Genomic DNA, 18503 nt, shown 5'->3' on the forward strand with positions numbered 1-18503 from the left:
CGCGGGCGGGCTCGCGCACCCGCTGGGGGGGCGGGACCCATGGCGGGATGGTCCGGGTCAGACTCCGGCGTACGAGTGCTTGCCGGAGAGGAAGATGTTCACGCCGTAGTAGTTCCACAGCCAGCAGCCGAACGCGAAGAGCGCCAGGTAGGCGGCCTTGCGGCCCTTCCAGCCCGCCGTCGCGCGTGCGTGCAGGTAGCAGGCGTACGCGACCCAGGTGATGAAGGACCAGACCTCCTTGGGGTCCCAGCCCCAGTAGCGGCCCCACGCGTCGCCCGCCCAGATCGCGCCCGCGATGATCGTGAACGTCCACAGCGGGAAGACGGCGGCGTTCACGCGGTACGCGAACTTGTCGAGCGAGGCGGCCGACGGGAGGCGCTCCAGGACGGACGAGGCGAAGGCGCCCGGCTTGCCGCCGCGGGCGAGGTTCGCCTCGTACCCGTCACGGAAGAGGTAGAGGACCGTGCCGACCGCGCCGAGGTAGAACACCGCACCACAGAAGATCGCGGTGGAGACGTGGATCCACAGCCAGTACGAGTCGAGGGCCGGGACGAGCTGGTCGCTGTCGGTGTAGAGCCACGTCGTGGCGATGCCCAGGTCCAGCAGCACCGTGGTGACCAGTGGCAGGCCGGCCCAGCGGACGTTCTTCTTGGCGGCCAGGAACGCGAGGTACACGCCGACGACCACGGTGGAGAAGGTGATCGAGAACTCGTACATGTTGCCCCACGGCGCGCGCTGCACCGACAGGGCGCGGGCCACCACGCCACCCGCCTCGACGAGGAAGGCGAGGGTGGTGAGCGAGATGGCGATACGCCCGTAGAGGTCGCCCTTCTCGGTGCCGCCCGCCGCGCCGGGGCCGTCCGGGACGTCGCGGGTGCCCGCAGCCGAGCGGGTGATGATCTTGGGCTTGTCGAGGACCGCCGTGGAGCCGCCGGAGCGTACCGTCACCGCGGGGGCGGTCTTCGCGGTCGCGCCGCCTTCGGCGGTCAGCGCGGCGGCCGTGCGGCCGACCTTGCTGCGGCTGCCGAAGACCCACTCGGCGATGTGGGCGAAGAAGGCCAGCGTGTAGACGGCCATCGACGAATAGATCAGCACATTGCTGATGTTGGCGAGGTTCTCGTTGGTTGCGGCCGCGAGATTCACGCGCGGACTCCTTCGACGGGTTCAGCGGGATCAGGTGCCGTCGGCGCCTGCGAATTGAGCGTTGCGGCCAGGTCGGCCAGTTCCTCGGGGAGCTTCGAGGACTCACTGCGGCCGAGTCCGGCCATCTCGACGACGGTGACGCCGTCCTTGCCCCGTACGGCCCGGACCCAGACCCGGCGGCGCTGGATGAACAGCGATCCGGCGAGTCCCGCGATCGCGGCGATGGCGCCCACGAGTGCGGGCATGTTGCCGGGCTGCTGCGAGATCTGGAAGGTCGCCCACTCCTTCACGCCCTTCTCGAACGTGATGGAGCCCGCGCCGCCCGGCAGCTTCATGGTCTCGCCGGGGAGCAGCCGCTGCTTGAGGTCGGCGCCCTGCGCGTCCTTGAACGCCTTCATCTTGCGCTTGTCGAGCTGGTACACGTTCTGCGGCAGGCCCGCGTTGACGCCGAGGCTGCCGTGGAAGGCGTTGAGCGCGAGGACGGGGAAGTCGAGGCCCGGGTACTGCGAGAGCATCGTGCCCTTGCCCGCGCCCGCGAACGTCGGCACGAAGAACGCCTGGAAGCCGAGCTGGTCCTTCTTGCCGTCCTTGTCGCGGTAGCCGTCCATGACCTTGATCGCGCCGGACGAGGTGACGTTGGAGTCCATGGGCAGCAGCGGCACCGGCTCGGAGAAGACCTTCCGGCCCTTGCCGTCCCTGACGGTGACGACGGGGGCGTACCCGTGCCCGATGAGGTAGACCTTGGAGCCGTCGACCTCCAGCGGCCGGTTCACCTCGATCTTGGTCTTCTTCTCCGCACCGTCCGCTCCCTCGGCGTACGTCACATGGGCCTCGTACGTGCGGGGCGTGCCGCGCTGGGGGCCGCTGCGCTCGTATGTACCGACGAACTTGTCCAGCTTGAAGCTGAACGGCGCCAGGTCGTGGTCGCGGTCGAAGAGCGACCCGGACTTGAAGTCGTCGTACTGCGTGAGGGTGTTCGCGAAACCGCCGCCCTCGACGATCAGCTTGCCGCCCTCGGACTTGAAGAGCTGCCCGGTGGCGAAGGACACCAGCATCACGATGAGCGCGATGTGGAAGATCAGGTTGCCGGCCTCGCGCAGGTAGCCCTTCTCGGCCGCGACCGCGTCCCCGAAGGGGGTCCCTCCCTGCTCGAGCGAAGCCGAGAGCTTGGGGGAGTGGGACCGGAAGCGGCGCTGCTTCAGCATCGCCAGCGCGGCCTCGCGCACCTGCTCGGGGTCCGTCTCGGTACGCCAGGTCGTGTACGCCGGGAGTCGCGTCAGGCGGCCGGGGGCGCCGGGCGGGCGGCTGCGGAGCTGGCCGACGAACTGCCAGGTGCGGGGCACGATGCAGCCGATGAGGGAGATGAACAGCAGGATGTAGATCGCGGAGAACCACACCGAGCTGTAGACGTTGAAGAGCCCGAGGTCGTCGTAGATCGGCGCGAGTGTCTCGTGTGCCCGCCGGAAGTCGTCGACCTTGGTCTCGTCGACACCGGTCTGCGGGATGAGAGAGCCAGGGATGGCGCCGAGCGACAGCAGGAACAGCAGGATCAGCGCGACCCGCATCGACGTCAGCTGCCGCCAGAACCAGCGCGCCCAGCCGGTGGTCTCACGCCAGGCCCAGGCGATCCGCCCGGCCGCGCCCGGCTGCATCACGCCGCCGAAGGAGCCGGGGACCGCCCGCTCCTGGGGGGCGGTGGAGAGCTGGGCGCCGGCTTCGCCGAGCTCCTGCTCGTCGGCGGCGGTGGTCGCCTCGTCCGTCGTCTCGGTCTTGCTCATGGAACTCAGATCCCCACCGTGAAGCCTTGGGCCCAGCCCTGCATGTCCTGAACGATGCCGTTCCAGACCCCTGTGACGAGCAGCAGGCCGGTCACGATCATCATCACTCCGCCGATGCGCATCACCCAGGCGTAGTGCTTCTTGACCCAGGCGAACGCACCGAGCGCCCGCCGGAACGCCACCGCGGCGATCACGAACGGCACGCCGAGGCCGAGGCAGTACGCGACGGTCAGTATGGCCCCGCGCCCCGCGCTCGCCTCGCTCAACGCGAGGGACTGGACCGCGGTGAGTGTCGGGCCGGTGCAGGGCGCCCAGCCGATGCCGAAGAGGGCGCCCAGTACGGGCGCTCCCGCGAGGCCGGCCGACGGCCGCTTGTGGAAGCGGAATTCGCGCTGGGTGATCCAGGGCATCAGTCCCATGAACAGGACACCCATGAGGATCATCAGCCCGCCGAGCACCACGGAGAGCGTCTCCTGGTACTCCTGCAACGTCGAGCCGAAGTAGCCGAAAAGCGTCCCGGTCGAGACGAAGACGGCAGTGAAGCCGAGCACGAAGAGCGAGGCGCCCACGACCATGCGGCCGCGCTTGGCCTCCGCGAGGTCGGTGCCGCTGATCCCGGTGACGTACGACAGATATCCCGGTACAAGCGGCAGTACGCAGGGTGAGAAGAACGAGACGAGACCGGCGGCGACGGCGATCGGCAGGGCCAGAATCAGGGCACCGCCCAGAACCGTCGAGTTCGGGTCGGTGATCGCGGCGGCGAGAACGCTCACTTGATCACTTCTCCGCGATCAGCGGGTCGATCATCTGATGCAGCTTCTCCGCGTTGACGGCGCCGAGCGAGCGCGCCGCGAGCTTGCCTTCACGGTCGATCACAATCGTCGACGGAATGAGCTGCGGATTCAGACTGCCCTTCGGAAAGCGGAGAAGCAGCTTGCCGATCGGGTCGTGGAGGCTGGGATAGTCGACACCCCACTCCTCTTCGAACTTGAGCGCGGGGCCGGTGGAGTCGTCACGGGTGTTGATCCCGACGAACGCCACTCCCTTGTCCTCGGTCTCCTTGGCGACCTTCGCGAAATGCGGTGCCTCGGCCCGGCAGGGCGTGCACCACGAACCCCAGACGTTCATGACGACGACCTTGCCCTTGAAGTCGTCGACGTCGAGCTTCTTGCCTTCGAGCGTCTTGCCGTCCAGCTTCGGGGCGTCCTGGCGTTCGCCCTTGGCGACGGTGGAGATACCGCTCCTGCCGGTCACGAACTTGGCGCCGCTGGAGCCCGACGACTGAGCTCCGTCGCCTCCGCACGCCGAGAGCGCGAGTGCGCCGGCGATCACGACGGCGCCCGCCGACATGGCGCGGCGGGTGCGGTTCGAGCGGCGGCGGGGGGCGCGGCTAAGGCTCATGTGAAAAGTTTCGCATGAGCGTTCCAGGGATCTTCCGCGCCCCCCATGGTGCCCGTAAAGCCCCTTGTCAAGAGCTCTTAAGGAATGACTTCCAGCCACCGGCCGGAGACTGCCCGACTTCCAGCGAACGCAGCTTGGCGAGCACCTTCGGGTCCTGTACGTCGAGCCAGTCGCAGAACTGCCGGAAGGAGACCAGGCGTACGTCCTTCTTGCCCGCCATCCCCTTGAGCGCTTCCTCGACGGCGTCCATGTAGATTCCGCCGTTCCACTGCTCGAAGTGATTGCCTATGTAGAAGGGCGCGCGATTGCTCTCGTACGCCCGCTTGAAACCGGCGAGATAAGCCTCGGTGGCCTGCTTCTTCCAGCCGGGGTAGCGCGACGGCACGCCCTGGGTGGAATTCTTCGACTGGTTGGCGAGGATGTTGTAGTCCATCGACAGCACCTCGAAGGAATGGCCGGGGAACGGCATCGCCTGGAGCGGCAGGTCCCACAGGCCGCCCCGCTTGACGGGCCACATCTGGCGGCCGCCGGGCGAGCTGGCGTCGTAGCGCCAGCCGAGCTTCTTCGCCGTCGGGAGCAGGTTGTCCTGGCCGAGGAGGCAGGGGGTGCGGCCGCCGACGAGCTCCTTCTCGTAGTCGAAGGGCAGCGGGTCGAGGTCGGTCCAGCCGGTGTTCGTCTTCCACTGGGTGACGAACGACTTGGCCTGGGCGGTCTCGTTCTCCCACTGGGCGGGTGTCCAGTTGCCGACGGTTCCCGAGCCCGCGCAGAAGTGCCCGTTGAAGTGGGTGCCTATTTCGTGGCCTTCGAGCCAGGCCTGGCGTACGTACTTCAGCGTGTCCTTGATGTGCCCGTCGGTCAGATAACCGATGTCGGAGGCGCCGACGGGGTTGTTCGGCGGCTTGTAGAGGCTCTTCTTCGACTCGGGCAGGAGGTAGAGCCCGGAGAGGAAGAACGTCATCGCCGCGTCGTGGTCCTTGGCGAGCTTGAGGAAGCGCGGGAACAGGCCGTTGCCGACCTCGCCCGCCCCGTCCCAGGAGAAGATCACGAACTGCGGCGGCGTCTCGCCGGGCTGGAGCGGGACGGGCTTGTCCGGCTGGTTCGGCTGCTCGCCGGTGTCGGCCGTCGAGCCGTCGCCTATCAGTCGTATGTCGTCACCGGTCTTGCTGGGCGACGGTGTGGCGTCGCCTTCACCACCACCCTTGCCGGAGCCCTTGCCGGAGCCCAGCCCCGTCGACCCGGAAGGGCCGCAGCCGGCTATGCCGACCGCGGCCGCTGCTCCCAGTCCCAGTCCGAGCAGACCCCTTCGACTCATGTCCCGCATACCGTTGCCCCATCCGCGCTTGTCATCCCCGTTGGCGTCCGCCGGTCATACAAACGGACAACGGGTAAGAGGCGGTGGTGCGGAAGCGGGTTCCGGCGAACCGGCGATTTTTGCCGGGAGTGACCGGAAAGAGACGGATATTACGCGCCGAATGCCTTCGCTTTGCCCTTTACGGGCTTGGCGCCGGCCAGCAGATGCGCCGGTACGAGATCGCGGGCCGGCTCGCTGTACCCGACGGACACGATCTTGTCGCCCTCGAAGGTGAAGGAGGTGAGCGAGGCGAGCGTGCACTGCCGCTTGCGCGGGTCGTGCCACAGCCGCCGCCGCTCGACGAAGCTGCGCAGCGTCCAGATCGGCAGCTGGTGGCTGACGGCGACCGCCTCGTGCCCGCGCGCCGCGTCGCGTGCGGCGGTGAGCGCGCCCATCATCCGTACGACCTGCTCGATGTACGGCTCACCCCACGACGGCTGGAACGGATTCGTCAGGTGCCGCCAGTTCGCGGGCCTGCGCAGCGCGCCGTCGCCGACGCCGAAGGTCTTGCCCTCGAAGACGTTGGCCGCCTCGATCAGCCGCTCGTCGGTGGCCAGGTCGAGCCCGTGCGACTTGGCGATCGGCGTCGCGGTCTCCTGGGCGCGCTCCAGCGGCGAGGAGACGACGTACGCGATGTCGCGCCCGGCGAGGTGCTCGGCGACCCGGTCGGCCATCTGCCGCCCGAGCTCGGAGAGGTGGTACCCGGAGCGGCGCCCGTACAGCACTCCGTCCGGATTGTGCACTTCGCCGTGCCGCACCACGTGGACGACGGTGGTATCGCTCATGCCGTGGCCTCCGCTGCCGCGCGGGCGGCGGCGGGCAGGGCGGCGGCGATGCGCTCGACGGCCCGCGCGTCGTGGGCGGTGGAGACGAACCAGGACTCGAAGGCGGACGGCGGCAGGTAGACGCCGTCGGCGAGCATCGAGTGGAAGAAGGCGTTGAAGCGGAAAGCTTCCTGCTTCCGCGCGTCGTCGTAGTTGCGCACCTCGTCCGCCGTGAAGAACACGGAGAACATGTTGCTGGCCGTCTGGAGCCGGTGCGCGACGCCTTCCTTGGTGAGCGCCAGGGTGACCAGCTCCTGGATCTCCCTCGACACGGCGTCGAGCCTGGCGTACGCCGGGTCGTCGAGCAGCCGCAGCTGAGCGAGTCCGGCGGCGGTCGCGACCGGGTTCCCGGAGAGGGTGCCGGCCTGGTAGACGGGGCCGGCCGGCGCGAGGTGCGCCATGACGTCCTTACGGCCGCCGAAGGCCGCGGCCGGGAAGCCGCCGCCCATGACCTTGCCGAAGGTCATGAGGTCGGGGGCGACGCCGTCGACGCCGTACCAGCCGGCCTTCGACGTACGGAAGCCGGTCATGACCTCGTCGGAGATGTAGAGCGCGCCGTCGGCCTGGCACAGGGCCTTGAGCCCGGCGTTGAAGCCCTCACCCGGCGGGACGACGCCCATGTTGCCGGGCGACGCCTCGGTGATGACGCAGGCGATCTCGCCGGGGTGCGCGGCGAAGGCCGCCCGTACGGCGTCGAGGTCGTTGTACGGCAGGACGATCGTGTCGCCGGCCTGCGCGCCCGTCACGCCGGGCGTGTCGGGCAGCGCGAAGGTCGCCAGGCCCGATCCGGCGGCGGCGAGGAGCGCGTCGACGTGGCCGTGGTAGCAGCCGGCGAACTTCACCACCTTCGCGCGGCCGGTGAAGCCGCGGGCGAGGCGGATGGCCGACATGGTCGCCTCGGTGCCGCTGGAGACAAGCCGCACCTGCTCGACCGGCGCGACGCGCGCGACGATCTCCTCGGCGAGCGCGACCTCGCCCTCACCGGGCGTACCGAAGGAGGTGCCGCGCGCGACGGCCTCCTGAACGGCCGCGATGACGTCGGGGTGGGAATGGCCGAGGATCATCGGCCCCCACGAGCACACGAGGTCGACGTACTCACGGCCGTCGGCGTCGGTGAGGTACGGACCGGAACCGGACACCATGAACCGGGGCGTACCGCCCACGGCACGGAATGCGCGGACCGGAGAGTTCACGCCGCCGGGCGTCACGAGGGACGCGCGGTCGAAAAGCGTCTGCGAAACTGGGGCGTCATAGGGGAAGCTCACACAAGCCATGGTGTCAGAGGCTCCGACGGTCTTGCGGACTGGTGTTTCACCGCACGGCCGTGGGGGAGGTCACTGACACGATGATCGGGTTGCGCGGCCGTGGCCGCGAGTGGTCGGGTGGAGATATGCATCGCGGTGGCGGAGTGGGCGAGGGGACCGACGACCTGGGTCCCGAGCGGGCCCAGGGCGGCCGGCATCGGCGTGAGCGGGAACGCGGAGCGAGGGCGGACAAGCGCGAGGCGAGCCCGAGCGCGGACGCGGACACGGGAAACAGGAGTGGCCGGGTGGGGGTGACCTACAAGTACTTCGGCGCTCCGAACGGAGCCACCGCGGCCCGTGTGCCCATTTCGATGCGCCCGGAGGAGCTGGGCGGCGACGAGCTCGGCATGGGCGGCATGTTCACGAAGATCAAGCCGGAGACGGTGGCCGCGATGGTCCTGACCGGCATCGAGGGCATACCGCTACATAAGGTCCCGCCGCTCGAACTGGTCGTGCTGCACCCGGATTACGCCGTGGTCAAGCTCCCCATGACGGTCGTCGATCCACTGCGCGGCGTCGGCGAGGAGTCGGTGGGCGCGGCAGCCTTCATCTGGTCGACGGTCCCGGACCGCGGCGGACCGCGCGACGCGTACAACGTCTACCAACTGCTGCACGAGTGGCAGGACTTCAGCCACCGCCTGCACGAGGCGGGCCACCAGCCGTACTGCCTGGTCTGGCCCTGACCTGCGGTTTCGTGGGGTACGGGCGGGGCTTTCGGGCTCCGCCCTCGTCATGTGCCGAGAGGGGCCGTCAGGCGGCCAGGGCACATTGGGGGCACATGGGCTTGGACGGGGGCACTGATGCGCCCTGGGTTTCTCCGGTGTCCTGAGGCTCCGCTTCCCTGAAGGCGTCGTCGATCGCCTTACGGGTGCGGGTCTCACTGGACGGCAGCAGGTGCGTGTACGTCCGCAGAGTGAAGCCGGGGTCCGACCGAGCCCAAGCAGCCAACGCGCACTACGTCGAGGGGCACCCCGCCGCTCCGCGCCCGCAGCAGCAGGCGCGGCCGCGTTGATCACCTCTGTGCCCGGCCGCCAGTCCATCCTGGCGTTCCTCGCGTCGGTGGCTGCTGTCTCAGGAAGGTAGCGGCCAGTGCGGGCCGTTCGGGTTCCCGAGCCAGACGGCCTGCTGGTCACGGGCGACGGTCACGCCGAACGCCGCAGTGTTCGGTGAGCCGTACTCCTCCCAGGTGGCCACCGCCGACTCGATCGCGTCCCATAGGCGGCGGGGGCCGCCCTGGCGGACCTGCCAGCCGCTCTCTGTGGGAGCGAGGACGGCGAAGGAATCGGTAACGCTGTCCAACAGAAACGTGCTGACCGGGCCGCCGTCGACCGCCATCGAGAAGAAACGGGCGTCCGGCGCCGCGAGCTGCGCCATGAACGCTGGCCCGGAGCTGGTGAGAACCTCTGGCCCGCGTGCGGCTTTCCGTACCGTCCCGTCGTCGGGGCCCGGCACCATGCCGAGGTTCTCCGGTGCGTCCTGCTGGCGGGCGATCATGAAGCTTGGGTCGTCCTCGCTGAACCAGCCGCTCGCGCTGTCACCCGTGACGATGAGCTTGACCAGACCGAGGGAGCGCATCCAGCCGCGAAGGGTGGTGAGGATGACGCCGCCCGGCCGGACCTGTTCCAGCCAGGCGGGCGGGATGCTGCGGAAGCCGCACGTGGCGATCAGGCGGTCGTACGGGGCTCCGTCGGGGTGGCCGGCGCGGCCGTCCCCCACCAGCAGGTGGGGGGTATGACCGGACCCGGTGAGGGCGTGGCCGGCTCGTCGGGCCACGCCCTCGTCCGTCTCGATCGAGGTCACGCCCTCGCTACCGAGCCGGTGGCACATCAGTGCTGTCGAGTAACCGGTTCCGGTGCCGATCTCCAGCACATTCATGCCGTCCTGCACATCCAGGTCCTCGAGCATCCGGACCACGAGGCTCGGCAACGTCGACGACGAGGTCGGGGCCGCGTTGCTGATCGGCTTCGGGTCGACCCAGTCGATGTCCCGGCCGTCGAACTGAGTCATCCATGTCTCGTCGGTGTAGACGAGCCGGAGCCACTCCTCCTTGCCGACCGTCTCTGGTGTGACCGGCTCCCAGGTGGTGACGCCCGGGGCGCGGCTCTCCCGGTAGAAGCGCGGGATGAATCTGTGGCGGGGCACGGCCTCTACGGCGACCCGCCACTGCGGCGAGCGCAGCCAGCCGTCCTTCTCCAGTTGTCGGGCGAGCCGGCGCCGGAGATCGGCTGCGGCTGTCTCGATGTCCGTTTCACTAGCCACGGAGTCCTCCTTCCAGGAGATCGGCGAGTGCGGCAGTCATCGGCAGACCGGTCGGCGGCTCCATCCATGCCCACTGCCCGGAAGGATTGCACTCGATGAAGATCCACTCGCCGCGGTCGGTCAGAGCGAAGTCGAACGCCCCGAAGACGAGCCCGAAGTGCTTCAGGTAGGCACGCATCGACCGCTCCACCGCGGGTGGCGCGCCAAGCGGCGTGTATGTGTGAGTGCCGTAGTCCGTACGCCAGTCGAGGAGACCGGAGTCGATCCGCACGGCGAAGATCTGCTCGCCGATCACAGTCACCCGGATATCGGCAACCTTCTCCACCCGCTTCTGGAAGAGGTGCAAGGTGCCGGATACGGAGTCGTCGATCTCGTCGGCGGTCACCTCAGTCACGGGGACGGTCTGGGCCTTGCCGTCGACCAGGTAGAGCGGAACCGAGATCGGCTTGAAGATGACCGGGCCGTGCGCCTTGATGAAGGCCCGCGCGTCGTCGGGAACGTTGGTGATCAACGTCGGCAAGAGCGTAAAGCCAGCCGCCGCCGCTGCCGCTAGACCGGCCGGCTTGTACTCGGCGTCGCCGATGCGATTGGGGTGGTTGACGTAAAGGCAGCCAGGCAGAGAGGTCAGGATGCCGCCGAGCCCGTAGCGGGCCTGGGCCACGGCGAACCGCTCGTCCTGCTGGTCGAGGTGGGGGAAGGAAAACCCGGAGGGTCGCCGGTAGTACACGGAGCGCACCGCGCCCAGGTCGGCATGTCGGCTCGGGGTCTGCACGCTTCCCCGCCACCTGTCAGTGCCGCCGATGGTGGCCGAGCACGACAGAGTGGCGGGGAAGTCACCGGAGTCGAACCGCACGACCGGGCAACCGCGGTCGTGCAGCTCGGCGATCACGAAGTCCGCGGTCGGGTCGTCGAGGTTGGTGACGACCAGGACCGGACGATCGTCGTTCGTCACCGGAGTCACTGGTCGGTGTCGTTCCCCGTGTCACTGTCCGGGGAGTCGCTGTTGCGGTCGCCCTGGCCCGTGGTGCCGGTCGCGGGATTTGTGCCGGAGGATGTGCCGTGGCCCGGGGACATGGTGGGCGCCCCGGAAGTGTCGAAGTACCGGGAGGTCTGCGTCTCCGGGTCCAGTGTCACCGTCGCGTAGGCGGGGCCCTCGACGGGCGGGTACGGGGCGATGCGACGCAGCCCCCAGGGGGCCGCCGTCAGATGCCCCTGCGGCAGTGGGCTGCCCGTGGGGAATCGGTCCATGTGGTTGAACACGGTCTTCCTTCCTGTCGGAAGTTCTTGTTCTTCGTGTGACTTGCTCACCCGCACGGCATCGAGGAACGCGGTCCTGCTTGTGCGGGAGTCTCAGAGGCGCCGGGAAGAGAAGGCGCCCGGGCCTACTTTGTCGAAGCCGGACGGGGATTCCGCAGTCCGTCCAGGACCCGTTGAAGGAGGCTGATGTCCGGTGTGCGGGCCTCGACTGCCAGTCGGCCGTCGCCGTACCAGCGGCTGAGCTGCTGCCGCCATGCGATCTCGGCACGCTGCACCTCCGCGCGGATCTCACCGAGAGCCAGTCCCGACTCGACGCGCAGCCGCACAAGGTCGGCGGGAGTTGTCCGGACCGACTCTGGGACAACGACCGCGCCGGCCTCGTCAGACGGACGCGTCGGGCCGAAGGCCAGCTGCACGCACGCGTCCGGGAACGGGTCGCCGACAAGCTCCTCCGGGGGCAGGAGCCGTAAGGAGATACGCGAGATCAGCATGCGGCCGGCACCCGCAGCTCTGCCCAGACGAGCTTGCCCCAACGATGCAGGTCGTAGCCCCACCGCCAGCTCAGCGACTCGACCAGGAGCAGACCACGGCCGCCCTCGGAGTCACCTTCAGGACAGCTCGGTTCCGGGGCGTCTCGGCACTTGTCGGCAACACCGATCCGAATCACTTCGGCCGTCTCGCGCCGAACCACTACACGGATCACGCGGCAGGGCGTGTGGCTGACGGCATTGCTGATCAGCTCCGAAACGATCAGAGTGCCCACCTCGGCCAACTCTCCTATGCCCCAGGTGTCCACAGCCGCGGAGACAAGCAGACGTGCGCGGCGCGCGGACTCCGGCTCGCACGGCATCGTCTCGGTGTAGCCCGGAACACCGGTCGCTGTTGGTTTGGCGGCGGTCATGGTCAAGGGGTCATCCCTCCGAGGCTGGGACGCCCGCGCCGCGACGGGTGCGCCGGGGCGGGCGTTCCTCCACGCCGTCGAGAGGCAGGAGGGGAATCTCGCCCGCTCAGCGGCTGGTACCAAGTCAACGGCCCCTGCCCGGCGGCGAACAGGAAAAGTCGCGCCCCGCCGCACCTCCGCGAACCGGAAGACTTTACGCTCCGGTGACCTCGGGTCTGGTTCGGCCAGTGACCACAGGGCTACGGTCGGCTCATGGGAGCGAACGCCATCCTCAAGAGCCGGATGGAGGAACTCGGGCTCACCCAGGAAGAATTGGCTGGTCGGATGAACGCTGCGCTGGCAGAGATCACCGGCAGGCCCGGTGACGTCTCCGACCGCACAATCCGCAACCTCCTCAACGGGACCTCCCGCCGCCCCATCGGACGCACGTGTGCAGCCCTGGAGCGGGTGTTCGGCTGCCCCGTCGAGGACTTAGGGTTCAGCGCACCACGCACCATGCAACACCCGCAGGAGGACCCCGTGCGGCGTCGCACTTTCCTCATCTCAACGACCGGGAGCGCGGCCGCCGCCGTTCCCTTGGTGGCCCAACGCCGGACGGTCGGCATGTCGGACGTGGCTCGGGTCGCTGCCGGGATGAACGCCCTTGTCGAAGCCGACGACCGCCAGGGTGGACACACGGAACTGGCGAAGGCCGCCTCCCAGGGCCGCAACAGGGTGCTGGAACTACAGCAGCGCAACGCCGGCGAACGCGTCCGCCGAGCCCTGTACGCGCTGGCCGCCGAGTACACCACCATCGCCGCCTGGTCCTGCATCGACGCCCGCAACCTCGACCAGGCCCAGAGTTACCTGAACGAATCAGCGACGTACGCCGGCCTCTCCCAGGACGGCCCCACCGAAATGCGTGTGTGGGTCAACCTCTCGATGCTCGCCTACCAGCGGCAGAACTGGCCCGAAGCACTCGCGGCAGCTCAGGCCGCCCAAGCCTCCTCAGCGGCTCGCCGAGACCCGTTCTTCGACTCGCTGGGCCGAGTCCGCGTCGCTCTCGCATACGCGGCCCTCGGTGACGGCCGTGCGGGCCTGCGCTCTCTGGGATCAGCCCAGGACACCTTCACCAAGGTGGCCGACCGCGAGCGCCCACGCTGGACCGCCTTCTACGGGCAGGCCGAACTCGACCACCTCACCGCGATCGTCCAGTTCAACAGCGGACGCCACCCTCACGCCGAAGCCATGGCACACCGCGCTCTGGTCAGGATCCCGACCACCTTCCGGCGCAACAGGGCCCTCGCGACCGCCCAACTCGCCCTCGCACAGCTCCACCAGGGAGAAGCCGAACAGGCCACGGCCTCAGCCACCGACGTCTTCACGATCATGGATGGCGACCCACTGCCCGGCCGTATGCGCACGCTCATGGGCGACTTCCACCGGGGCCTGTTCGTCATGACCCCCTCCGCCTCCTACGCACGAGACTGGGCAGACCGCATGCGAACCGAATGGAGCCGAGCGTGACCGACCTGCGTCACTTCCAGCACGGAAACCTCCCCGAAGGCTTCCGGCAGATGCTCATCGACGTACACGCCGACGCCTACGCCGACCAGATGGACGACCCCTTCCACCAGCGCTTCGCCTGGTTCGTCGACCACTGGACCGGCATGGACGGCTTCTCCTGCGTGGTGGCGTACGACGAAGACGAACCGGTCGGTTTCGCCTACGGCGCCCCTCTCTCCTCGGGTCGGGAATGGTGGCGCTCCACCGCGTACGAGCCGAACAACGGCTACTCCTCCACCTACGCCGTGTCCGAGGTGATGGTGCGCCCAAGTTGGCGCAAGCAGGGCATTTCCGAACGCCTCCACGAAGCCTTGCTGAACGAGCGCACCGAAGACCTCGCAGTACTCCTGGTCGACGTGACCCACCCCAAGGTGCAAGCGCTCTACGAGTCGTGGGGATACGCCAAGGCGGGCGAACAACAACCCTTCGCCGACTCACCGGTGTACGCAGTCATGATCAAGGGCCTCCGAAGCTGACCGCTCACCGTTGGCCAACGGTGGAATAGGACCAACGTCAACGGCCTCGGTGACGAACCTGCCGGTGGTGTCACCTTGGCCGAGGATGCGGAGGACGGCGGAAGCGGATCATTGAGCGACCGGGTGACTCATAGCTGCAAGCATCTCCGCTCGTCCAAGAATCATTCACGACCCATGAGTTGGGCGAGTAGTGCTACCACCGCAGTGGCGACCGCCAAGGCCGCCCCAACTTCGGGTGCATGCAGGGTCAGGGCGACGACGAAAACCCCGACCACCAGGAGGACTACGAGGCGCACGCTGATCTGTTCCATGAGGATCTACCTTCCGTGTGGCACTGACTGGCGTGCATCCAGCGTGGGTGCCTCACGGGCGGTCCTGACGCCCCAAGACGATCGCTGACAACATCGGCCAAGAACAGCCGCTGAATGACAGGTATGACTCATCCTGACGCCTGTGAGTGCGGGCGCCAACGCGCCTGATCTACAAGACCTGACACAGAAGCACCAAGGGGGCAGAGACGGTGGTTGCTCAGCCATGGAAGAGGCCCGAGTTGGCTGACCAGCCTGACCTGAAGAAGCTGAACGATGAACTCCACGATCTGCGGCTGGACGCGGGGCTCCCGTCAGCGCGGACTATTCGCGATCACGTCGGGAAGGATGCGCAGGACTACTGGATCGTGAATCACCAGGCAGTGCTGGACGCCTTCCAGAAGCCAGATCTCCCGCCGTGGGGCCGCCTTGAGGCCATCGTCCGCGTCCTGGCCGAAGTCGGTCGGCACAACGACGTAGACGGCGAGGTCAACCGTTTCAAGGGCCTGTGGAAGCAAGTCGTCAGCGAAACGGTCGCCCAAGCATCGGTACATCCTCCAGGAGATAGCACGACGTCTGCCGCCGATGACGACGCGGACGACACGGCTGACTCTTCCAAGGACTCACCCAAGCAGGACGCCAAGGACCCAAGCGGGCGGGCAGCGGAAGAGCCATCGGCCGGCACGGAGACGCGATCCAACCCCGGCCGAGGCGCTGCGCAGTCCAACTACGCGGAGGAATCCTTGAAGGGACTGATCCTCAACGCAGCACAGGCCCTTTGGCACGACAAGGATGCGCTGAGAGTGTTTCTTGGTGTGGTGCGCCGCAGTAAGGGCTTCGCCAGGATGGCTGATGCCGCAGAGGAGCGACGTCCAGCAAACGCGACTTTCTACGGTGTCATGAGCAGAGAATTCGAGGTGCCCCCCTCACCGGCGCGATTAGAGCTGGTCACGCTGCATCGCTGCCTTGACCAACACAGGCTGAAGCGCAAGTGGTCCTTCACTTACATGGAGGAGCAGACGGGCGTCTCGTCGGATGCGTGGATCCGCTGGTACACCCACGGTGAGCTGCCCGAGCGCGAGGCGATCGTCGCGTTTTCTCACATGGCGCGGTTGACGCTAGAGGATCACGTTCTGTTGCTCGGCTTGTGGGAAGCTGCCCGCGATGCCTTGGAGATACAGAAGCGCTCTGACGTGTTGCCGTCGAGTATCAGCTTCGACGAGGCGTGGGCCATGCGGGACCCGGCTGCACCGAGGTTGTGGGCACTTGCGGGTGTCGGAGGCGACAACCTGGCTGCATACGGCCCTGATCTTGCCTCCGGTACAGCTCCCGCGTTCGTTGTGGCCGGCCCGGCAAGGTCAGGTCGCTCCACGGCGCTAGTGAGCATGGCACGCTCTCTGCTCGCATCTGGAATTCCGCTCGTGCTAGCCGCGCCCAGGCCGTCGCCTCTACGAGAGCTGACTGGCCAAGAGGGCGTGCTGGCCTACTTCGACCGGGACGACATCGGGCGGGACGAGCTTGAAAGCCGAGTGTCTGTGGCGTCTGCTGAACAGCCGATCGTCGTCGTGATGGACGACGCGGAACTCTTGGGCGAGTGCAGTGCCTGGCGAGTTCTGCGGAACCTTTTGGAGCACGGCTTTGACGAGGGTACGGCGCTGGTCCTGGCAGGCGATGAACACAAGCTCCAGACGAGCTACCGCTGGCTAAACGGGGCGAAGAGAGCCCACCGCGGCCTCCTCCTGTCTCCTCAAGAGCGGCACGCCGGTGACTGGATCGGTATCAGGACGGGAGACTCCGTCGTCGGCAACGCAATCACTCCTGGCCGAGGTTGGCTCCACCTTGGGGACGGCAAACTTCTGGCAGTGACCGTGCCGCGGTAAGGGCCGTGCTGCTCTCCTCCGGCTCCGTCCTCGCCCCCGGCGCCGCCGACAATCCGATCGCCGCGTCCGACCTGGCCGTCGAACAGGCCCTGGCGGCCACCACGGGCAGCACCACCTTCCTGCGGCCCGGCGTCTTCGCCGCCAACGCCCTCCAGTGGTCCGGGGCCGTGAAGTCCGGCAGCGCGGTAGACCTCCCGTACCCCTTCAGTCACGCCGACCCCATCCATGAGACGGACATCGCCGAGGCCGCGCTGGCGGTCCTCACGACGCCCCGGCTCCACGGTGCGGCGTACGAACTGACCGGGCCCGAGTCGCTCACCTTCGCCGAACAGATCGAGATACTGAGCCGCGCGGCGGGCCGGAAGAGCGCGGTGAACGCCGTCAGCCGCGAGGCGTGGAAGGCGACGGTGGCCCAGTACATCCCCGCCCCCTTCGCGGACTCCCTCTTCGACGACTGGGCTGTGAGCGACGGTGTGCCCGTACCCCTCACCCGGACCGTCGAGGAGCTGACCGGGCGGCCGGCCCGGCCCTTCGCCGGCTGGGCGCGGGGACACGCGCCTTCACCGGCTGAAAGCCCTGGATGCGGCGTACGCCCCGATGGCATGCTGGCGGCGTGAACGGACCGGAGATCCACCTCAGCGTCGCCCCCGAGCTGCACCTCTTCGTCGCGGCCGAGCGGCGCGGCGAGCGTACGGTTCTGGTCACCGACGGCGCCTCGACGCTCGGCCACGTCGTCGAGTCGCTCGGCATCCCGCTCACCGAGGCGGGACGCCTGCTCGTCGACGGCCGCGACGTCCCGGCGTCGCACATCCCGGCGGCGGGCGAAAGCGTCGAGGTGCGCGCGGTGCGGCGACCGCAGCAGGTCGCGGGGGCGCCGCTGCGCTTCCTCCTCGACGTACACCTGGGCACGCTGGCGCGGCGGCTGCGCCTCCTGGGCGTCGACGCGGCGTACTTCAGCGAGGACATCGGCGACCCGGCCCTCGCCGCGCACTCGGCACGCGAACAGCGCGTACTGCTGTCGCGGGACCGCGGGCTGCTGCGGCGGCGCGAGCTGTGGGCCGGTGCGTACGTCTACAGCGACCGCCCCAAGGACCAGCTCGACGACGTGCTGAGCCGGTTCGCACCCGCTCTCGCACCCTGGACGCGCTGCGTGGCCTGCAACGGCGAGCTCAAGGACACCACCAAGGACTCCGTCAGCGGTCTTCTCGAAGACGGCACGCAGCGCTCGTACGACGTCTTCGCCCAGTGCACGGCGTGCGAGCGCGTCTACTGGAGCGGCGCACACCACTCCAGCCTGCAGACGATCGTCGACGACGCCGTGCGCACCTTCGGCGACGCGCGAACGCAGCGACAGGTGTCCTGACCCACACCGTTCCTACGGCCGCTCCGCCGTCAGATACCGCTGCACGGTGGGCGCCAGCCAGTCGATCACCTCCTGCCGCGTCATCTCCACGGCGGGCGGCAGCCGCAGCACGTACCGCGCCATCGCCATGCCGAGGATCTGGGAGGCGACCAGCGCGGCCCGCATCGGCGCCTCCGCGGGGTCCGGGCTCACGCCGGCGGCGACGGGACCGAGCTGCTCCCGGAAAATGGTCTGTATCCGCTCGGCCCCGGCGGCGTTGGTGACACCGACCCGCAGCAGAGCGGTCAGCACTTCGTCCCCCTCCCAGCGGTCGAGGAAGTGCTCGACGAGGACGGCCCCCACGTGCCGGCCCGGCAGCGCGCCCAGCTCGGCCAACTCGCCCACGTCCGGCATGCGCAGGTCGAATTCCGAGGCGGCGGCGAACAGCCCCTCCTTGTTGCCGTAGTAGCGCATCACCATCGACGGGTCGATCCCGGCGTCGCGCGCGATGGCGCGGATGGTGGCGCGCTCGTACCCGTCGGCCGCGAACCGTTCGCGAGCGGCGTCCAGGATCGCCGCCTTCGTGGCGTCGGACCGACGGCGCGGCGGGGCATCAGGCGCAGGGGCAGCAGCAAGGGGAGGAGCAGGCGAGTCACTCATGTCAACAAATGTAGGCCAACATCCGTTGACACGCCATAGCCCGAAGGAGTGAGCCCCCAACCCTGCTCATCGGC

20 protein-coding genes and 1 pseudogene are annotated in these 18503 nt (G+C 68.4%); 6 read left to right on the plus strand and 15 right to left on the minus strand.

Annotation, left to right across the window (positions count from 1 at the left end; translation table 11 throughout):
* Positions 1-57: 57 nt before the first annotated feature.
* From ccsB to hemL, 7 genes are all read right to left on the minus strand, one after another.
* A complete protein-coding gene (gene ccsB, locus J7E91_RS24280) occupies positions 58-1143 on the minus strand; it encodes a c-type cytochrome biogenesis protein CcsB (protein ID WP_214908292.1) in 1086 nt (361 codons plus the stop codon).
* Positions 1140-2921 (minus strand): cytochrome c biogenesis protein ResB, encoded by a 1782-nt coding sequence (locus tag J7E91_RS24285; RefSeq protein ID WP_214908293.1) that lies wholly within the window; start codon positions 2919-2921, stop codon positions 1140-1142. The genes ccsB and J7E91_RS24285 overlap by 4 nt, the downstream gene beginning before the upstream one ends.
* Before the next feature lie 5 nt (positions 2922-2926).
* Positions 2927-3694: a cytochrome c biogenesis protein CcdA gene (locus J7E91_RS24290; protein ID WP_214908294.1), complete on the minus strand. Its 768-nt coding sequence runs from the start codon at positions 3692-3694 to the stop codon at positions 2927-2929.
* Positions 3695-3698: 4 nt separating this feature from the next.
* Entirely contained in the window at positions 3699-4322 is a 624-nt protein-coding gene (locus J7E91_RS24295; RefSeq protein ID WP_214908295.1) for a TlpA disulfide reductase family protein, read from the minus strand.
* 67 nt (positions 4323-4389) lie between these two features.
* Positions 4390-5643 (minus strand): hypothetical protein, encoded by a 1254-nt coding sequence (locus J7E91_RS24300; RefSeq protein ID WP_214908296.1) that lies wholly within the window; start codon positions 5641-5643, stop codon positions 4390-4392.
* A gap of 140 nt (positions 5644-5783) precedes the next feature.
* Complete coding sequence (locus J7E91_RS24305) at positions 5784-6458, minus strand: histidine phosphatase family protein (protein WP_214908297.1); 675 nt, start codon at positions 6456-6458, stop codon at positions 5784-5786.
* Positions 6455-7771, minus strand: a complete 1317-nt coding sequence (hemL, locus tag J7E91_RS24310; protein ID WP_214908299.1) for a glutamate-1-semialdehyde 2,1-aminomutase — start codon at positions 7769-7771, stop codon at positions 6455-6457. The genes J7E91_RS24305 and hemL overlap by 4 nt, the downstream gene beginning before the upstream one ends.
* Positions 7772-7887: 116 nt before the next feature.
* Between hemL and J7E91_RS24315 the strand changes: the two genes are divergently transcribed.
* Positions 7888-8484 (plus strand): hypothetical protein, encoded by a 597-nt coding sequence (locus J7E91_RS24315; RefSeq protein WP_214908301.1) that lies wholly within the window; start codon positions 7888-7890, stop codon positions 8482-8484.
* Between the two features lie 67 nt (positions 8485-8551).
* Here the strand turns inward: J7E91_RS24315 and J7E91_RS36195 are convergent.
* The 6 genes and pseudogenes from J7E91_RS36195 to J7E91_RS24340 all read right to left on the minus strand — a co-directional run.
* Positions 8552-8731 (minus strand): annotated as a pseudogene (locus J7E91_RS36195) (site-specific integrase); the annotation flags it as partial.
* A 141-nt stretch (positions 8732-8872) separates the two neighbouring features.
* On the minus strand, positions 8873-10060 hold the full coding sequence (gene tgmC, locus J7E91_RS24320) for an ATP-grasp peptide maturase system methyltransferase (RefSeq protein WP_214908303.1): 1188 nt from the start codon (positions 10058-10060) through the stop codon (positions 8873-8875).
* Positions 10053-11012, minus strand: coding sequence for an ATP-grasp ribosomal peptide maturase (tgmB, locus tag J7E91_RS24325; RefSeq protein WP_308377005.1), 960 nt, complete (start codon positions 11010-11012; stop codon positions 10053-10055). Before tgmB ends, tgmC begins: the two co-directional genes overlap by 8 nt.
* Before the next feature lie 5 nt (positions 11013-11017).
* On the minus strand, positions 11018-11320 hold the full coding sequence (gene tgmA, locus J7E91_RS24330; protein ID WP_214908312.1) for a putative ATP-grasp-modified RiPP: 303 nt from the start codon (positions 11318-11320) through the stop codon (positions 11018-11020).
* Between the two features lie 122 nt (positions 11321-11442).
* Positions 11443-11808, minus strand: a complete 366-nt coding sequence (locus tag J7E91_RS24335) for a hypothetical protein (protein ID WP_214908314.1) — start codon at positions 11806-11808, stop codon at positions 11443-11445.
* Positions 11802-12218 carry an ATP-binding protein gene (locus J7E91_RS24340; protein ID WP_214908316.1) on the minus strand — a complete coding sequence of 139 codons (417 nt, stop codon included), beginning with the start codon at positions 12216-12218 and terminating at the stop codon, positions 11802-11804. The genes J7E91_RS24335 and J7E91_RS24340 overlap by 7 nt, the downstream gene beginning before the upstream one ends.
* A 252-nt stretch (positions 12219-12470) precedes the next feature.
* Between J7E91_RS24340 and J7E91_RS24345 the strand changes: the two genes are divergently transcribed.
* Together J7E91_RS24345 and J7E91_RS24350 are read left to right on the plus strand one after the other, a co-directional pair.
* Positions 12471-13724: a helix-turn-helix transcriptional regulator gene (locus J7E91_RS24345; protein ID WP_214908318.1), complete on the plus strand. Its 1254-nt coding sequence runs from the start codon at positions 12471-12473 to the stop codon at positions 13722-13724.
* Complete coding sequence (locus J7E91_RS24350) at positions 13709-14239, plus strand: GNAT family N-acetyltransferase (protein ID WP_214908319.1); 531 nt, start codon at positions 13709-13711, stop codon at positions 14237-14239. The genes J7E91_RS24345 and J7E91_RS24350 overlap by 16 nt, the downstream gene beginning before the upstream one ends.
* Positions 14240-14400: 161 nt before the next feature.
* Here the strand turns inward: J7E91_RS24350 and J7E91_RS24355 are convergent, their stop codons facing one another.
* Positions 14401-14550 carry a hypothetical protein gene (locus J7E91_RS24355; RefSeq protein ID WP_214908320.1) on the minus strand — a complete coding sequence of 50 codons (150 nt, stop codon included), beginning with the start codon at positions 14548-14550 and terminating at the stop codon, positions 14401-14403.
* 239 nt (positions 14551-14789) lie between these two features.
* Here J7E91_RS24355 and J7E91_RS24360 point away from each other — a divergent pair, with 239 nt between their 5' ends.
* The 3 genes from J7E91_RS24360 to J7E91_RS24370 are packed head-to-tail and all read left to right on the plus strand — an operon-like array spanning position 14790 to position 17790.
* Positions 14790-16427, plus strand: a complete 1638-nt coding sequence (locus J7E91_RS24360) for a hypothetical protein (RefSeq protein ID WP_214908321.1) — start codon at positions 14790-14792, stop codon at positions 16425-16427.
* A 5-nt stretch (positions 16428-16432) separates the two neighbouring features.
* Positions 16433-17044 carry an NmrA family NAD(P)-binding protein gene (locus tag J7E91_RS24365; RefSeq protein WP_251016176.1) on the plus strand — a complete coding sequence of 204 codons (612 nt, stop codon included), beginning with the start codon at positions 16433-16435 and terminating at the stop codon, positions 17042-17044.
* A complete protein-coding gene (locus J7E91_RS24370) occupies positions 17041-17790 on the plus strand; it encodes a Mut7-C ubiquitin/RNAse domain-containing protein (RefSeq protein WP_214908322.1) in 750 nt (249 codons plus the stop codon). The genes J7E91_RS24365 and J7E91_RS24370 overlap by 4 nt, the downstream gene beginning before the upstream one ends.
* Before the next feature lie 12 nt (positions 17791-17802).
* On the opposite strand, the gene J7E91_RS24375 is transcribed toward J7E91_RS24370, so the two are convergent.
* Complete coding sequence (locus J7E91_RS24375; protein ID WP_214908323.1) at positions 17803-18429, minus strand: TetR/AcrR family transcriptional regulator; 627 nt, start codon at positions 18427-18429, stop codon at positions 17803-17805.
* Positions 18430-18503 lie beyond the last annotated feature (74 nt).

The sequence above is a fragment of the Streptomyces sp. ISL-99 genome (genome assembly GCF_018614005.1).
In the GTDB taxonomy this organism is placed as follows: Bacteria; Actinomycetota; Actinomycetes; order Streptomycetales; family Streptomycetaceae; genus Streptomyces; species Streptomyces flavidovirens.

What these genes read in the sequence shown, in the direction of transcription:
- J7E91_RS24285 (WP_214908293.1), bottom strand. Translation starts at nt 2,921, where the DNA reads ATGAGCAAGACCGAGACGACGGACGAGGCGACCACCGCCGCCGACGAG.
- J7E91_RS24295 (WP_214908295.1), bottom strand. Translation starts at nt 4,322, where the DNA reads ATGAGCCTTAGCCGCGCCCCCCGCCGCCGCTCGAACCGCACCCGCCGC.
- J7E91_RS24300 (WP_214908296.1), bottom strand. Translation starts at nt 5,643, where the DNA reads ATGCGGGACATGAGTCGAAGGGGTCTGCTCGGACTGGGACTGGGAGCA.
- J7E91_RS24305 (WP_214908297.1), bottom strand. Translation starts at nt 6,458, where the DNA reads ATGAGCGATACCACCGTCGTCCACGTGGTGCGGCACGGCGAAGTGCAC.
- hemL (WP_214908299.1), bottom strand. Translation starts at nt 7,771, where the DNA reads ATGGCTTGTGTGAGCTTCCCCTATGACGCCCCAGTTTCGCAGACGCTT.
- J7E91_RS24315 (WP_214908301.1), top strand. Translation starts at nt 7,888, where the DNA reads ATGCATCGCGGTGGCGGAGTGGGCGAGGGGACCGACGACCTGGGTCCC.
- J7E91_RS24335 (WP_214908314.1), bottom strand. Translation starts at nt 11,808, where the DNA reads ATGCTGATCTCGCGTATCTCCTTACGGCTCCTGCCCCCGGAGGAGCTT.
- J7E91_RS24340 (WP_214908316.1), bottom strand. Translation starts at nt 12,218, where the DNA reads ATGACCGCCGCCAAACCAACAGCGACCGGTGTTCCGGGCTACACCGAG.
- J7E91_RS24345 (WP_214908318.1), top strand. Translation starts at nt 12,471, where the DNA reads ATGGGAGCGAACGCCATCCTCAAGAGCCGGATGGAGGAACTCGGGCTC.
- J7E91_RS24350 (WP_214908319.1), top strand. Translation starts at nt 13,709, where the DNA reads ATGGAGCCGAGCGTGACCGACCTGCGTCACTTCCAGCACGGAAACCTC.
- J7E91_RS24355 (WP_214908320.1), bottom strand. Translation starts at nt 14,550, where the DNA reads ATGGAACAGATCAGCGTGCGCCTCGTAGTCCTCCTGGTGGTCGGGGTT.
- J7E91_RS24375 (WP_214908323.1), bottom strand. Translation starts at nt 18,429, where the DNA reads ATGAGTGACTCGCCTGCTCCTCCCCTTGCTGCTGCCCCTGCGCCTGAT.